At 38.1% G+C, this 16,250-nt stretch carries 13 protein-coding genes; 2 read left to right on the forward strand and 11 right to left on the reverse strand.

Annotated elements, in window-relative coordinates; translation table 11 throughout:
* Positions 1 to 299 precede the first annotated feature (299 nt).
* The 4 genes from AC5WOE_RS06405 to AC5WOE_RS06420 form a co-directional block, all read right to left on the reverse strand.
* Complete coding sequence (locus tag AC5WOE_RS06405) at positions 300 to 3,314, reverse strand: efflux RND transporter permease subunit (RefSeq protein WP_496049538.1); 3,015 nt, start codon at positions 3,312 to 3,314, stop codon at positions 300 to 302.
* 136 nt (positions 3,315 to 3,450) lie between these two features.
* Positions 3,451 to 5,388: an FtsX-like permease family protein gene (locus AC5WOE_RS06410; protein ID WP_496052167.1), complete on the reverse strand. Its 1,938-nt coding sequence runs from the start codon at positions 5,386 to 5,388 to the stop codon at positions 3,451 to 3,453.
* Between the two features lie 158 nt (positions 5,389 to 5,546).
* Complete coding sequence (locus AC5WOE_RS06415; protein ID WP_496049536.1) at positions 5,547 to 6,566, reverse strand: sensor histidine kinase; 1,020 nt, start codon at positions 6,564 to 6,566, stop codon at positions 5,547 to 5,549.
* A 15-nt stretch (positions 6,567 to 6,581) separates the two neighbouring features.
* Complete coding sequence (locus AC5WOE_RS06420) at positions 6,582 to 7,259, reverse strand: response regulator transcription factor (RefSeq protein ID WP_496049953.1); 678 nt, start codon at positions 7,257 to 7,259, stop codon at positions 6,582 to 6,584.
* Between the two features lie 342 nt (positions 7,260 to 7,601).
* Here AC5WOE_RS06420 and AC5WOE_RS06425 point away from each other — a divergent pair, with 342 nt between their 5' ends.
* Positions 7,602 to 8,381, forward strand: coding sequence for an SGNH/GDSL hydrolase family protein (locus AC5WOE_RS06425; RefSeq protein ID WP_496049535.1), 780 nt, complete (start codon positions 7,602 to 7,604; stop codon positions 8,379 to 8,381).
* A 159-nt stretch (positions 8,382 to 8,540) separates the two neighbouring features.
* Here AC5WOE_RS06425 and AC5WOE_RS06430 read toward each other — a convergent pair whose 3' ends face one another.
* The gene (locus AC5WOE_RS06430) at positions 8,541 to 9,209 is read right to left on the reverse strand and encodes a hypothetical protein (RefSeq protein WP_496052168.1); all 669 of its coding nucleotides are present in this window, start codon (positions 9,207 to 9,209) and stop codon (positions 8,541 to 8,543) included.
* A 313-nt stretch (positions 9,210 to 9,522) separates the two neighbouring features.
* Here AC5WOE_RS06430 and AC5WOE_RS06435 point away from each other — a divergent pair, with 313 nt between their 5' ends.
* Positions 9,523 to 10,434 carry a S66 peptidase family protein gene (locus AC5WOE_RS06435; protein ID WP_496052169.1) on the forward strand — a complete coding sequence of 304 codons (912 nt, stop codon included), beginning with the start codon at positions 9,523 to 9,525 and terminating at the stop codon, positions 10,432 to 10,434.
* On the opposite strand, the gene AC5WOE_RS06440 is transcribed toward AC5WOE_RS06435, so the two are convergent.
* The 6 genes from AC5WOE_RS06440 to radC form a co-directional block, all read right to left on the reverse strand.
* The gene (locus tag AC5WOE_RS06440) at positions 10,423 to 11,262 is read right to left on the reverse strand and encodes a M50 family metallopeptidase (protein WP_496049532.1); all 840 of its coding nucleotides are present in this window, start codon (positions 11,260 to 11,262) and stop codon (positions 10,423 to 10,425) included. The two genes, AC5WOE_RS06435 and AC5WOE_RS06440, sit on opposite strands and share 12 nt — an antisense overlap.
* 5 nt (positions 11,263 to 11,267) lie before the next feature.
* On the reverse strand, positions 11,268 to 12,011 hold the full coding sequence (locus AC5WOE_RS06445; protein ID WP_496052170.1) for a peptidoglycan DD-metalloendopeptidase family protein: 744 nt from the start codon (positions 12,009 to 12,011) through the stop codon (positions 11,268 to 11,270).
* Positions 12,012 to 12,572: 561 nt separating this feature from the next.
* Positions 12,573 to 13,778 carry an ATP-grasp domain-containing protein gene (locus AC5WOE_RS06450; protein ID WP_496049530.1) on the reverse strand — a complete coding sequence of 402 codons (1,206 nt, stop codon included), beginning with the start codon at positions 13,776 to 13,778 and terminating at the stop codon, positions 12,573 to 12,575.
* A 225-nt stretch (positions 13,779 to 14,003) separates the two neighbouring features.
* On the reverse strand, positions 14,004 to 14,798 hold the full coding sequence (minD, locus tag AC5WOE_RS06455) for a septum site-determining protein MinD (protein WP_496049529.1): 795 nt from the start codon (positions 14,796 to 14,798) through the stop codon (positions 14,004 to 14,006).
* 15 nt (positions 14,799 to 14,813) lie between these two features.
* A complete protein-coding gene (locus AC5WOE_RS06460; protein WP_496049528.1) occupies positions 14,814 to 15,494 on the reverse strand; it encodes a septum site-determining protein MinC in 681 nt (226 codons plus the stop codon).
* A gap of 64 nt (positions 15,495 to 15,558) precedes the next feature.
* Positions 15,559 to 16,242: a RadC family protein gene (gene radC / locus AC5WOE_RS06465; RefSeq protein WP_496052171.1), complete on the reverse strand. Its 684-nt coding sequence runs from the start codon at positions 16,240 to 16,242 to the stop codon at positions 15,559 to 15,561.
* Positions 16,243 to 16,250 lie beyond the last annotated feature (8 nt).

Consider the following 16,250-nt stretch of genomic DNA (forward strand, 5'->3'; position numbering starts at 1 on the left):
GGTCGTTTGTTTCAGATGACAAATGGCAGGAGAAGTGTGACATATTATCAGGTAGCTTCCCATATTGGAATTCATTTTTAGTTGTGAACGTCCTGAGCATAACTACATCTGACTAGATTATATAGCAATGTTGTATCTTATTTATTAACATCAGTATGTACTGAATATAAATTGTCCAATTGCCTTATCTTTCAACACTTTCTGTGAACTCATTTTCGAAAAATCATCCTTCTGTATTTCCAAGTATAATAGAATCCCTCTAGCATACCCAACAAGGGAAATACTAGAGGGGTTAAGTATCATATTATTTCTTTTTGCCGCTCATTTTTTCTTACTATTGCATATACGACTGGAACAAAAAACAACGTTACTAAAGTAGAGGTGGTTAAGCCACCAATAACGGTTATCGCTAATCCCTTGGAAATCAACTCTTCAGAAGCTACGGACAACGCAAGAGGGATAAGCGCAAATATCGTTGCAATAGCAGTCATTAAAATCGGCCGGAGTCTTATTTTTGCTGCTTCTACAATTGCTTCTGTTATCTCCATACCTGATTTGCGGTTGGTTTCAATCCGGTCAAGTAAAACTACTGCGTTTGTTACTACAATTCCAACTAGCATCAGCACACCTATCATTCCGCTTATCGAGAGTGTCTGTCCTGTTATCAATAGTGCAGCAATTGAACCAATTGGTATAAACAAAATGGAAGAGAGAATAATCAATGGCGTTACTACTCCCCCAAATGTAACACTTAAAGTAAGAAAGACCAGACCAATCGCTACAAAAATAGCAATCCCCAAACTTTGAAAACCTTCCTCGGTCTCCTCTAGTGAACCGTCCGATCCAAGGGTAACCCCTGCTGGTAATGTAAGCTGATTTACTTTTGCCATTACTTCTTTGGTAACTTTTTTCACATCAGTTGTCTTGATCGATGCAGTCACACTAGCATAATTTTTTCCTTGTTCATGTTGAATCGATATTGGAGTCTTTGTTTCTGTAATAGTTACAATATCACTTAGTTTTTTATTTCCTGCTTTTGTAGGCACAGAAATGTTTTTTAATTCCGTAAGAGAGGTGATCCCTTTACTGTAAGAAATCGTCAACATTTGTTTTTCATTGCCAATCTTAAAATCATCGATATTCTGTCCTTCTAAGTAGTATCCTACTATACTGCGGATCTGATTGATATCAACCTGAAGTTCTTTCCCTTTGTCATTCAGTTTGAGATTCCACTTGGGTATAACCTGTTCCATTTTGTTGGTGACGTTTTCCAACTGCTTATTTTGCTGTAGTATGTCCTCCACTTGCTTAGAAGCTTTTTCTAGTGCATATGAATCTTCACCATATAAGGAAAAACCTATAAAACCTTGACCACCAGCCGATTGTTGTCCAATTCCAGAAACAAGAATCATCCCAGCAGGATAATCAGCATGCACAATCTCATTCAATGCTTGTTCCATTTTTTTAATAAACGGCTCTACCGCTACTCTATCATTTAATTTTATTGTAAATTCTATGTTGTTCCCTTGCGTTGGTCCTATCCTCCCTTCAGCTGGTAGATTGATTGACATTTGACTATAATTAACATCATTTAATCCCTTCACATACTTTTCTAACTTCTTTGCCATTTTATCCGTATCCGCTTGCTTCGTTGCAGCTGGTAAAACCGTTAAAACCTTTAAAGATGAGACAGGACCAGCTGGTAAAAATGAATAACCAAGCTGCGGTACCATCGCTATTGCACTGAATAACAGAAGGATTGATACAGAAATCGCGATTGCTTTGTGCTTCAGTGCACCTAGTAACATTTTTGTATACCAGTCAACAAGTACACTTTTCTTTTCTCGATGTTTGACATTTAGAAAGAATTTACTACTAAGGACTGGGATCAGCAGAAATGCTACCAAAAACGAGATAAAGATAGAAAATACAACAGCACATGCAAAGGGACGGAAGTACTCACCGATTTCCCCACTAATAAAAGCAAGTGGCAAAAATACGACTATCGTGACGAGCGTTGAAGAGGCGACTGCCTTTAGTACTTCTTTAGTTGCATAGAAAGCCAATTTTTTGTCACTGTTTTCTTTGCTGTTTTGCTGTTTCCAACGAAAAATATTCTCGATCACTACAATACTGTCATCCACTATTCTACCAATTGCTACTGTTATTCCTCCTAAAGTCATCATATTTAGTGTATAACCTAACAAATCTAGAAAACTCATTGTAGCAAAGACAGATAGCGGCAAAGACACAATCGCAATAATAGTTGCACGCAGATTACGCAGGAAAAGAGCAATGATTAACACAGTAAATAAAGCACCTAGTAAACCCTCTCTCATTAAGGAATGAATCAAGTTTGATACAGCTTGCCCATCATCTGTGAGAGAATACATTTTGAATTTTTCTTGTTTCTGGTATTTGTCCACAATTTGTTTTACTTTACTACCAACTTCTGGCGAATTTGCGGTATCCGTTTTTGTGACATTTAACAAGAGAGCACTTTCCCCATTAAAACGGGTAATTCCATTTGGTATAGCCGCCTCTTTGACAGTTGCAATAGTACCCAATTTTAAGGGAGATGTGCCACCTACTATATCGATTTGCTTTAAATCATCGATCTTTAAGATCTTATCCCCAGACAAATTTACTGGTATGGTATACTTTGACTTCTGAACGGTGCCAATGGGCAGGGAGGTGTTAGACGTCTGGATTGCATCATAGATAGATTGGGTAGTGATCCCGTATTTTTTAGCCTTATCCAGATCTACACTGACAACCCAAGATTGCTGTTTATCACCAGATAGTGTTACTTCCTCAACACCATCCACTTTTTTCAACTCAGGAATAATTTTTCCCTCAAGCAAATGTTGTAGTTTGAGACTATTTGATGAACTAAAAGCAACTTCATAAACCGTTTTATTCTCTGTCGAACTTTTATCCAGCTTCACTTCTGTTTCCTCTGGGAAACTAAGTTTGTCTAATTCATCTTGTACTTTCTCCTTTGCTTGATCTATATCTTGTTCAAATGGATAAGTGATCTCAATAGATCCAGTATTTTCATTGGAAACACTAATGTATTGAGCTTCCTTCATTTGTGAAAGGCGATCTTCTATTGGTTTTATTATGTCTTGTTCTATATCCTCAGCAGAATAACCCTTTTTGGAAACCGATATTTCCAATGTTGGTGAATGAACACTGGGAAGCGATTCCACTTGGATATTCCAAGCAGATAAAACCCCTGTAACTAGTACAAGAATACTCAAAATAATAACGGCCACAGTATTATTTAAACCCCATCGTATCAATCGATCCACTACACATTCCCTCTCTCTCTGCCTTGTTAAAAAATCATAATATTCCGACATGATTTCCTGTGATCGTAGGTATAGCCGAACTATTTTTCACGTGCAGCATAATCCCTACGAAATACAAGATATATCACGCAATTTATTATCGTGCATTTTTGATCATTTTTTGGTAGTAATTGACTGTTAAGCTGGCAAAGGTGAAATAAAACAATACATACACTCCTATGGAAATCATAGAAGGCACAGTGATATCCGTTTGCAAGTCTATCATGGTTGCTCTCACTGCAAAAATAGCATGCAAAGGTGCAATCACAAGAGGAACAGAAAAGACAAACAGTTGTTTACGAATAATGCCTTTCATCATATCTTTTACATCAAAACCAAATTTCCGTAAGATAATATAGGCTTTCTTCTCCTGCTCTGCTTCCATCATCTGCTTGAAATATATGACACTGCCAGTGGAGATGAGAAAGACGAGACCAAGAAAACCAGTAACGAAAATAAGCAATCCAGAAGACTGATATTCCAGCTCATAAACCGTATAATAATCAGGCAGAAATTTTCCTTGTGGTCTGTTTGACATGATATTTTCATCTATACTTTTATAAATAGCAGATGCCTTGGCAAGATCATGCCTGTTTGATATCTGAAATGCGTCTATTTCCAATGATTCATTGTTCTTTTTAAGCTCTTTCATTGTTTCTTCTGATACAACCAGTTGAAACCCAGTAACGTCAAAATCGTTAACAACGGTCTTCTCTACTATTCTCGTTAATCGGATTGTTTGCAGACCTCGACTGCTATAAACATGAATATGGACAGGAGATCTCATTTTTGAATTTTGAAAGTCTTTATTTGCACTTGAATGATAGAGAACAGCATCCCCTGTTTTCGGCACCGTGATGTCAGCGCCAGCCTTGACAAGTTGTTCGGCTGAGAAGATAGAAATACGACTAGTCGGGATAATTGGTATTGGCATTTCATTCATTAGTGAAGTGCTCATCACTTCTAACTGAACCCCTGTGATTGGATAACGAATAAAAGAAATGCCTTCTTTTGTGAGCTTATCCTGAAATAATGTTGCATCTTGCTCCTGATTTTCAAAAATAAAATCATATGGATTAGCTGAACGAATTTCTTTCGCAAAGGTCCAGTAAGTCGCATTACCAACAGCAATCATCGTCAAACTCACTGTTGATAGGATGGTGATCAAAGTAAAAGCGAGCGCATTGGACTTCATTTGATGCATAATCGGAGTGATAGAAAGACTATTTTGCAAACCAAGGTAACCATCTTTCTTTTTTCGAAACTCATACAAAAACCAACTGATGGTAACTCGGAAAAGCAAGTATGTGCCTGCTGTTGTCGTTAAAAATAGTACTAACACACGAATGGTGGAAGATTGATTGATAACGTATCCTGAGTACCAATATCCAAATACAAGGAGAACAATAGCAAATGTAGTGACAATGGCTGCTTTGACAGTTTGAGGTCTTTTTATATACTCTCTTCGCTTATCAGCATCGAACAATTCAAGCAATGTACTACGATAAATGGCGAAAACCATTTGTGCTGAATTTACTAACATAAGCACAATAAGCACAAATAAAGTTTCCAAGACTGCCTCAACAGAAAAGGACATAGTGATAATACTGTCATCACCGATTAATTTCATAAGCATCAGTTTACAGAGTCGCGAAGTTAAGGTACCACCAATGATCCCAAAAACAAACGCACTTACCCCAATCATGATGTTTTCACTGATAATAAGGCGAGCTATCCTTGTTTTGGTCAAACCGATTAGTTGATATAGTCCAATTTCTTTGCTGCGAAGTCGAAGAAAAATATGATTGGCATATATCATAAAGCTAATGATGATAACAATCAAAATTACCCCTGCGATTTGAAATGAATCACGAAAGTTATCATTTAAACTTGTTATTGCCACAATGGATGGGTCATGCTGCAGCATGGAAAAGATAAAATAAAGACCTAAACTAAAAACAAGTGCAAAAAGATAGAGATAATACTGTCTGATATTTCTTCTCATGTTGCGGATGACCAACTCAAATATTGTCAACATAGTCGCCCCCAAACACAGCCTGTACATGTAAAAATGCTTTTGGAATTAAATTCTGGTTCGTGTTCATCTCCTCGCTAGATATTCATTTTATGATTAAAAGTCGAAAAAATCGTTCGTTTCACGTGACAATCAAGAAAGCCAATGTGACATTATTGTCAGGTTCGTGTTGCTTCATATTCATTTTCAATAGGGAATGTCAAAGACACAGTAGTTCCTTGCAGTTGTTTTGATTGTACCGAAATAGTGATCCCGATTTTACTGGCTACCATTTTTGCCAGATACAATCCTAGTCCCGTTGCTGCGTTTTGTAATCTTCCAGTGCCGCCTGTGAACCCTTTATCGAAAATGCGAGGCAAATCGTGTGAGGCAATCCCTGGACCCTCGTCTCTTAGTTTCAAAACAACATTTCCAGTAGATATCATTTCTGTTTCTATCGTGATTACCCCGCCGTCTGGGCTGTATTTCACTGCATTTACTAAGATTTGTCGTAAAATAAATTGGCACCATTTACTATCTGTCTTCACTGCTACATTTTCCCCTTCAAACTCAACCGCAACATTCTTCTCCAAAAACCACGAGGCTAATTCCCGGACTTCACTAGCAACAAGCCGATGCAGTTGTTTTTTTTCTAAAACGTAATCGGATTCCAGATAAGGAAGGCGAGATATGTATAATTGCCGGTCAATAAGCAGATGAATACGCAGCCATTCTGCTCCAATCTTCTGCAATGCAGGATCACTTCGATTCGCATCAATCATTAATTTCATAGCTGTAAGCGGTGTTTTTACTTCATGTACCCATGATGCAACATAATCTCTTTCCATTACATGAGCCTCATGGATCATAGATAATTTTCGTTTATAAGAACGATCCGCTGCACACAACGTTTCCTTTACCACTTCATCTAGCAAAAAATTTGGTTCTGGTAACATCTCGATCCAATCTTCTTCCATTTCCCCAATTGCCATAAGTGTTTTTATAAACCCTGTTTCTTTCTTATAACGCCACACAAAAAAGAGAAGGAAAGCACAGAACAGTAATAGATTTAGATAGATGATAGAACCTATTTGGAGAGATATTCCACTATCTAGCCAAATGATAAAGTTGGTAAACGCAAGAGAAATAAAATAAAAGAGAATCCAGTTTTTTCTATCATTTAGATAGCGAATAAACATATCTTTATCCCTTTCTTATAACGTTACCGCCATATAGCCAATGCCTTTTTTGGTCACGATCGCATCTTCCAACTTGAAATCCGCAAGTTTTCTGCGTAACCTTGTTATATTTGCAGTCAACGTATTGTCATTGACAAATCGCTCATCATCCCACAGTTTCCTTATGAGTTCACTACGGGTAATAATTTGATCACTCATCTGAACAAGAACAACTAATATAAACAACTCGTTCTTTGTCAATTCAATCTCGCTTCCTGCCATCCGAATAACAGCGCGCTTTAAATCAATGATCGCACCATTCCATTCCATTAGATCAGTGACTTGTTCTTTATAATTGTAACTTCGACGGAGTAACGCCTGAATTTTAGCCATAAATACATCCATATTGAAAGGTTTTTGAATGTAGTCGTCCGCTCCCATATTCATCGCCATCACCATATCCATCGGATGATCTCTTGAGGATAAAAAGAGAATGGGCACTTTTGATATTGCCCTAATTTCTCGACACCAGTGGAAACCATCATACGCAGGCAGTTGAATATCCATGATAACCAGATGCGGTTGTTTACTTAGAAAAGACTCCATCAAATGATGAAAATCATCTGGACTTGTAACTTGAAAAGACCACTGTTCAAGTCGTTCCTTTAGCGACTGAAAAATAGCCATATCATCTTCCACAATGAAAATATTCATATCCACTCCGTTGCACTTCCTTTCATAAATATCATTATAAATGAAAAAATAGGTGAAAATATGTTAGACATATGCAAGTTTAAAGATCACATCAATAAAGAAATGATGTTCCCTAAATGTGATCATAAATAAAAGTAAGGATTTCTCCTTATAGTGCAGCTACGTATATTTCTTTTATTGTCATACTTCATTTCCATTACTCTCTAAATAAGCATAATCAGACTATCAAACAAGAGACCATTATACATTCATTATGATTAACGATATATTCATACCAATATGAAATAAATTGTAATATGATTGTGGTGGTCACAAAAATACAATCATCAAGGGGTTGCTTGCATGAAAAAAGTTTCCATACTTATGTTTGCTCTTACACTGATATGTACTTTTGTCTTACCCTACTCCTCTTTTGCTTCATCCCTAAAAGCACATCATTCATCCCTTGTAGCACTCGGTGACTCCATTACATTTGGATACAATTTAGGGGATAATCATTCACCATCTCCATATGCTTTTCCTTATTTGATCGGAGCTCATTTAAATAAGAATGTTGCAAACTTGGGGGTTCCTGGTTGGACATCAGGCGATTTATTACAGGCTTTGCAAACGGAAAAATTCCAAACAGCCATTAAACAAGCAAAAATTGTCACATTAGATATAGGAAGTAATGATATCTTAAGACTCGCCTCTCAATATGGATTATTGAATCCAGAAAACACACAAAAACCGATTCAGTTGACTCCAGAACAAGAAAAAGGATTTGAGCAAGCAACGCAAACTTTTGCAGAAAACTTGCCTGTTATCATTCAAAACATCAAACAACTTGCTCCTTCAGCTAAGATAGTTTTATATAATCTCTACAATCCGTTTCCATCTGCATCTGTTTACTTACATCCTTTTTCAGAATCGATAATCGGACAACTCAATACTATCATCGAAAACAATGCAAATAAATTTCATTTAAAAGTAGCAGATGCACATGCTGCATTTGATGAACAGCAACATACATTAGTTCGTTTAGCCCAAAATGATGTTCATCCAACGGTTGAAGGACAAAAAGTTTTAGCTCAATTAGGAGAGCAGATTCTTCATAAAAAATGGAAAGAATTAGTTAGATAAAGAAACGCATATACTATTAGGCCTTCCTGATTTGGATTCTTAACTAAAAAAACTTGATTCCTCAATAGAATCAAGTTTTTTAAAATTCTATAACCCCGAAAAGGCAAGATAAACAAAAAGAAAAGGACACAATGGCCTCTTTTCTTTTATCTGCATTCATTATTGTTTTTGTAAACGAAGGGAAAGTGCTCCACCAGCGACGAGTGTTGCACCTAGTGCGATTGCAGTTGGAAAGGAACTTGCAGTTTTAGGCAATTTCCCACCGTTTGGCTTGGTCACTACTGGTGTAGGAGTTTTACCACCTGCGTCCGTTGTTGGTGGGGTTGTCGTTCCTCCATTATCTGTAGTTGGCGGAATTGTGGTTCCACCGTTGTCGGTAGATGGAGGAGTTGTCGTTCCCCCATTGTCTGATGTTGGAGGTGTTGTTCCTCCATTATCCGTTGCCGGTGGGACTTCGGTACAATTTGTCACCACGATTTCTTTGCTCCAAATAGAACCTTTGGTTTCGATCAAATGGAAAATATAATAGCCTTCTTTCCCATTTTTGTTTTGTGCAATATCATAGGAAATGTTATGTACTTTTCCTTTTTCCAAGGCTGGGATTTCACCAGTTGCAATCTTTTCTCCTTCTTTTGGATTACCGCTTTTTGACCAGTACAGGTCATAGCTACCAGCTTTTTCATCATTGCCACGTTCAACTGAAACGGATACATCTAACTTTTTACAATCTCCACTCGCTTGTGCTCCCCAGTTACATGCTAGCGCAAGACTTGGTATTGCCAAAACAAGAGTAGCTGCAAATGCACCGGAAACAACTTTTTGGAACATTTTATATATTCCTTCTTTCCCATCATTCATTTATTTTATTAAATAAAGATATTTCATATTTTAATATATAAATATCTATTTTAAACTGCATAATGATGTACTTTCCTTGAATATTCGTTTAATAATAAAAGTGTTTTATACAATACAAAATAGAATGTTATACATTTTAAATTACCTTCTTTATATGAAAAACAACATTGTAATCCTATTTCATTTTAAAAAGGACTATCTCGAAAACAAAAGGTTTACATTACACCATATTCCATCAACAAGTGACATTTTGGCATATTCATAATAAAAAGGGGTTGAAGGAATGATTCCAAAACCTATGCATAAAGGAGCTTATATTGGTATTGTGGCACCTTCGAGCTCGGTTGATCCTAAAAAAACACACCAAGCAATTGATCATCTACATGATGCTGGTTATATACCAGTTCTCGGGGATGCAATCTTCGATCAAAATGGATTTTTAGCAGGAAATGATAAGGGTCGCTTAGCGGATTTACATCGTATGTATGCAGACCCTGAAATTGAAGCAATTCTTTGCTTGCGTGGAGGATACGGTTGTCTGCGGATCGTCGATCAACTCGATTTTGAGCTAATTCGTCGCAATCCAAAATGGTTGATCGGCTATAGTGATATTACTACTTTGCTCAATGCCATTTATCAAATGACGGGAATACCTACCATTCATGGTCCAATGTTAGCAGAATTACCCGAATCAGCAGGAGAAGACTGGTGGAGGGATTTGTGGCGGTTACTTCAAAATCCAACGAGTACTTATACGTACCCTAGAACAAAAAAAGCCCACTGCCTGTTCCCTGGAAAAGCAGTAGGATCTATTGTTGGAGGAAATTTATCATTACTTGTGGCATCGCTGGGGACTGCTTTTGAAATCGATACAACCGGCTGCATTTTATTTATCGAAGAAGTGGGAGAAAATCCATATCGAATTGATCGCATGTTAACTCAACTTCGTTTAGCTGGTAAATTACAAGCTTGCAGCGGAATTGTATTTGGTGATTTTACCGACTGTCATGCCCCAGCAAACAAACCGAGCTTACCTGTTATAAAAATATTAACTGATCACATCGGGCGAGTTTGCAAACCGTCTTATTACGGCTTGCCTGCCGGGCATTCCTTACCTAATTATCCCATCCCCATTGGGGGAGAAGCCTTTGTTGATGCAAATGCTTGCTTCTGTATGGTATCTCTAACTGACTAGATCTTGTATCTTACCTATCTTCCCGTCTTCAAAATATTTTTTTAGCAACCTCTCTTCTGGAATAAAGCCCAGCGATGTACCTGATTTATCTTTCAACTCAAAGACGTGATAAGATTCTTTGTACCAGCGATCAATGATAGATGAAGTTACGATCGGTTGCTGCAACACGATACGACGTATAGGTACATCATGATGTATTCCATTATGATGACGATATAACAAAAAACGTAAATATTGAAGATGGTGTGATCGCAGGTGCTTTATATTTGTCATGAGTAAAAAGAGAGAAATCGTAAACAACGGAAAAGACGAAGATAATCCCCATCCAATGAGACCAATCGTCAAAATAATACTCACCCAGTATGTAACAGTAATACACAAACGATAAGGTAACACATAACTTAGCAATGCTTGAAGTACTCTTCCTCCATCCAAAGGATAGATTGGTACAAGGTTGAAGAGGGCAATGAACAAGTTTCCTTGGATAAAATAAGTAGTCCAAGCCTCACTCCACCAACCTAAATGAAAGGCGAGCAGACTAAACAATACCATCCAAACATGATGAAAAGGCCCTGCTAAAGCTACTACAATTTCTTCTTTAGCTGGAACGGTACCCCACTCATCTGTTTTTGCAACTCCTCCAATTGGCAAAAGCTCGATTGATTGAATTCGCCAACCATATGACCAAGCAGCTGCAACATGCCCCAATTCATGAATAAAAACTAAGACGCATAAAGTGATGATCTCAAGAAAGTGCCCTGTCCAGACCGAAATAACTACCAGCAACCAGAATGTTGGATGTAATCGGAATCTCTGAAATGTAGCCATTTGCCCTACCTAAAAGGAATAATGCCAGTAGGATCGATAAATTGTCCATTTTCTTGCAGGGCTACATAAACAAAATACTGATTACTGCGGGGAGTAACTTGCCCAATTGTCTGACCTCTTTTCACTTCGTCCTTCACTTTTAACTGAATTTTACCAAGAAATCCATACCATGTTTGTTTTCCATCTTCATGCTGGATAATTACTGTCTGCCCTATTCCTGTTTTGTTTCCTACAAAAGTAACCACTCCCGCTTTTGCAGCTGTTATTGGCACTTTACCAGCAGTTTGTATCACGACTCCTTTTCGTTGTTCATTGAAAGATAGAACTACTTTTCCCTTGATTGGAGCTGCCCATCTCTCTACTTGTTTTTTTTCACCTGAAAACACGGGCAGCAAAGTCGGTCGGCTTCCTACTATTTCTTGATAAAAAGCACTTACCTTCTCATAAGGAATTTTCTGACTCCAAGCAGTAGAAATCCATCTTTCTGCAACGGGGTATCTCGTCCCTACAAGAGTAATCAAAAATAACATAGAGGCAGCTACCATTTGCATCAGAAACACATTTTTGGGATTGTTTTTAGCTTTTCCTTCTTGTGTATCCGTCCATTTTACAATGGATGATCTATCTATCTCATCAAACTTTTCTTTCGGCTCCCATGTAGGTGTTCGATTCACCGATTCCAATTTTCTTTCCAGTGATCGAATTTTTTGCTCTCTATTTTTATTTAACTCATATCCCCAATCGGCCATTTGTTATCCCTCCCTCTCACTGCTCGTACCATTTGTACAATCATATGTCAGGGATGTCCTTCATATGCTCCTAGTGTACAACTTGAAAAAGGAGGGTATGAAAAATGACAAAAGTTCGCGACTGGGTAAACAAAGTGTGGACTGCCTCAATAAAATGGTGCAAAACAAAATTACCAACAAAAAAACAGCCCTAATTGGAAGAGGCGACCCATAGCAGGTCGCCTTTTTGCACCATATTTACCCTTTTGTCACTCCATACAGCTAAAGCCGTAGGATTCTTGGGACGGTGGTAATCTTAATGACTACTTCATTACCAAGCTAGCCCCGTGAGCCCCACTGTTCCCTTACAACATGGAATAGTCCTATTACTTGGTTTTCGCATTTCAAACTATCCAAAATTTGTAATTTACGATAGTTCATCATCAGAATGTATATTTGTAAATATCTTTTGTTGAAAAAGTGTTGGACTTGAGAGAGCTAAACTCTTTCTCATCTAACGCTCGTTTTCATCCCATGATTCAAACCGTGGTTTTGTCACTCAGAATCCTATGAAATCCTGATCTAATCCCAAGTAGTAGACTGGTGAAACCATTCATATGCGGCTTGCGCACGTTCCTGTAGAATCTCTTCATTCTCCCCTTCTACTACAAAAGAGGCGATATGATCAACTTGACTTACAGGATCATTATAATTTTGTCCGATCTTTCCTACTACTTTGTATTCAACTACAAAATCTGGCGGTTGACCAGCTGGCAGAGAACGGAGGGTACCTTTGTGCGGAGGCAAAATCATCCATGCTGCTAAAATATCTGGATGTTTTTGTTTTTCCACCGAAGGAACAGGAACAGATTTACCACATTGCAAACGCAAAGAAGCCTCCAATAGATTTGCTCCAAATGCATGTTCATTCATTTGAGCGATACGTCCGCCACCAGTTCTACTCGCGATTTCAACTAATATGATTTGATCATCAGGAGTATGAAACCATTCAGCGTGAAACGTGGTAAAATCGGGGGTATCAAGGCATGCAATTAATTTCTTGGTCTTCTCTACCAATCTTTCAGCAATTCCGCTAGTAGGAGTTAGTAAGAATGCACCTTGGTAACTAGTAGTATGGAAGTGCAAAGGAGCATCGTAGTATTTGGAAGCACTAATAAATTCTAGTTTGCCTTCTTGAACAATTCCATCAACGTGATACACTTCACCTTCTACAAACTTTTCTACTGCAATTTCCAAAGGGACACCTTTCTCTATGAATTGCGATAATGCGGCTTTATCATCGAGTACACATGTTCCAGTAGAACCTCTTCCTAAAACAGGCTTGATAACCACTGGAAATTCATACTCTTTGACAAATTGGATGAGATCGAAAGAGGAGTGAATACGGCGAAATTTCGTTACTGGAATACCATTATCGCCAGCAACTTCTTTCATTCGCACTTTATCCCGATATTGTTCAGCGCTATCGGTACGCTGCCCTTGGAGGTCAAACCAATCTCGAATACTAGCGGCTCGTAAAATGTCCATTTCTTTTAAAGCTATTACAGTGTGGTATTGGTAAGTTTCATACAGTTCAATCGCCCGAAGTTCAACGTTACTATTTACGTCGTATGAGTCAAATGCTTCAATATAGGTGTATTTTTGTTTGGGGAAGCCCTCCACATATCTACGATCTGTCAGCAAGATTAGCTCTTCACCCAAGTCACCTAACAACTCATCATATGGACAATCTGTATGGGAAACTGCGTTTAAAATTAAGATACTCATTGGTTCCTCCTCTTTTTCTACATTTACGGAATTTTCTTCTAAAAACTCCTATCAATCCATCCTCCCCCATTATAATTATATCTCTTTGTAAATGCCAATCAATCAGTTATTTGTAATAAAGAATGAATTTTCTTTTTTAATCCTAAAAAAATACATTTTTGTGCAATATTTCTCTATACTGGGAATGCATTTTTCAAAATAAAAAACCCCCTTCGGGGTCGGTGGTTAAGCAAATCCTAGCCATTTCTTCATTTTAACCAGCATATTTTGTTCTTTTTCTTGTACGAGTAGTGGAACCATTTCTCCCATGATGCGTCGTGCTACATTGCGGTATGCCTTCCCTGCAAGAGAGGCACTATTCCATACGACTGGTTCTCCAGCATTTCCTGATCGGATCACATGTTCATCATCAGGAATTACTCCTAATAAATCTACCGATAAAATAGAAACAACTTCTTCTACATCCAAGATGCCTCCATCTTTCACTAGTTGTTTCCGAAAACGATTAATTACTAATTTTGGTGTGGCAATTCGTTCTTTTTCCAATAAACCAATTACTCTATCGGCATCACGGACAGCTGTATGCTCCGGAGTAGTCACGACAATCGCTTTATCTGCACCTGCGATGGCATGTTGAAATCCAGATTCTATTCCAGCTGGGCAATCGATAAGAATATAATCAAATTGATCTCGTAAATCAGCTATTAACCTACGTAATTGGTTGGAAGTGATAGCACTTTTATCTTTTGTTTGTGCAGCTGGGAGTAAATACAATTCTTCGCATCGCTTATCACGTATAAGAGCTTGATCCACTCTACAAGTTTCTTCGATAACATCGACAATATCATAGACAATTCGATTTTCCAATCCCATCAACACATCTAGGTTACGTAGACCAATATCTGTATCTATTAAACATACTTTTTTACCAATTAGCGCTAATGCAGTGCCTATGTTAGCAGAAGTAGTAGATTTCCCTACTCCTCCTTTTCCGGATGTTACAACAATACTTTCTCCCATTACTGGTCCTCCTCCCTAGCCAAATTTCCTACCGATCTCTTTCCATTCCATTTCAGGTCGAATATGACTGAGATGATTCATCTTATCTACTGCGATCTGTTCCTTGACTATATAGGCAAAACGCATGTGATTCTCAGATTCTTTCCACTCATCTGGTGGTCGTGAAATAATATTATGGATTCGAAGTTGTGTCGGTCTAAAAATAGAAGCAGCGATGATGACTGATTCGTCTCCATCACTTCCTGCATGAGCCAATCCGCGCAGTGCACCTAAAATGAAAACATTGCCAGTTGATTGTACACAACCCCCAGGATTGACATCACCAAGTAATAATAAATCTCCTTTATGAGAGAGAACCTGTCCTGATCGAACAGTACCAGTAAGCATTTCCATCTTTCGTGGAGAGTCTAATAAATACGGTATACCATCAGATTCCAAGGTATAAATGTGAAGATTTTTGCGAGCTGAAAAAACCTCTCGTAAATCTTGTTCTTCACTTCTCGTAATTTGTCTTTTTCCCAGCTTTATCTGCACTCGCATGTCAGGACCATTCCAAATATGGGACGCATTTTCATGTAACAATTTATGTTTTAACTCATTAAGCACTATGGAAAAGGGGAGGCTATCATCTAAAAAGAAAAGAAGTCCATCTTTCGTACCTTTGATTAATACACTTGGTTTTACTACTTTAGCCATTCTAATCTCACCCCATCTCCATTATTCTTTCGCTATACCCTACTTTTTTCCTTCCTGTTCCTACTTATAGAGGAAAAAAACCCCGTTCTTTTAAACTAATAAATCGCTGGTCACCAATGATAATATGATCCAATAAGTCTATTCCCACTGTGATAGATGCTTGGTATAAAAGTTCTGTCACTTCGATATCTTCTCGACTAGGCGATGGGTCTCCACTCGGATGATTATGTACACATATGAAAGCAGAAGCACAGCTGCTTATTGCTGCACGCAGAACTTCCCGAGGGTGAACAACCGCCGTATCTAAACTTCCAATAAAGACACATTTTTTCTCAATAACACGATGTTTCGTATCTAAATAGATACAAACAAAATGTTCTTGTGTTAAATATCGCATCTCGTCCATTACAAAACTTGCAACATCCTCTGGTGTTTGCATCCTCTGCTTCTCGATCGGTTGTACTCTGGTGAATCTTCTCCCCAACTCCAAGCCAGCCACTAACTGAATAGCTTTAGCTGGACCTATTCCTTTCAATTGAGTCAGCTCTGCAAGGCTCATATTAGCAAGTCCTCTAAGACCACCAGTTTTACTCAACAAATTCTCCGCAAGATGAGTAGCGGACAACCCTGCTGTACCAGTTCGCAGTAGCAAAGCGATTAACTCCGCGTTAGATAGGTAAGCTTGTCCTAGACGCATCATTCTCTCTCTTGGACGTTCACCAGTTGGAAGATCCCGAATTAACAACAACTAGCCCC

The sequence above is a fragment of the Shimazuella sp. NTD248 genome (genome assembly GCF_059510395.1).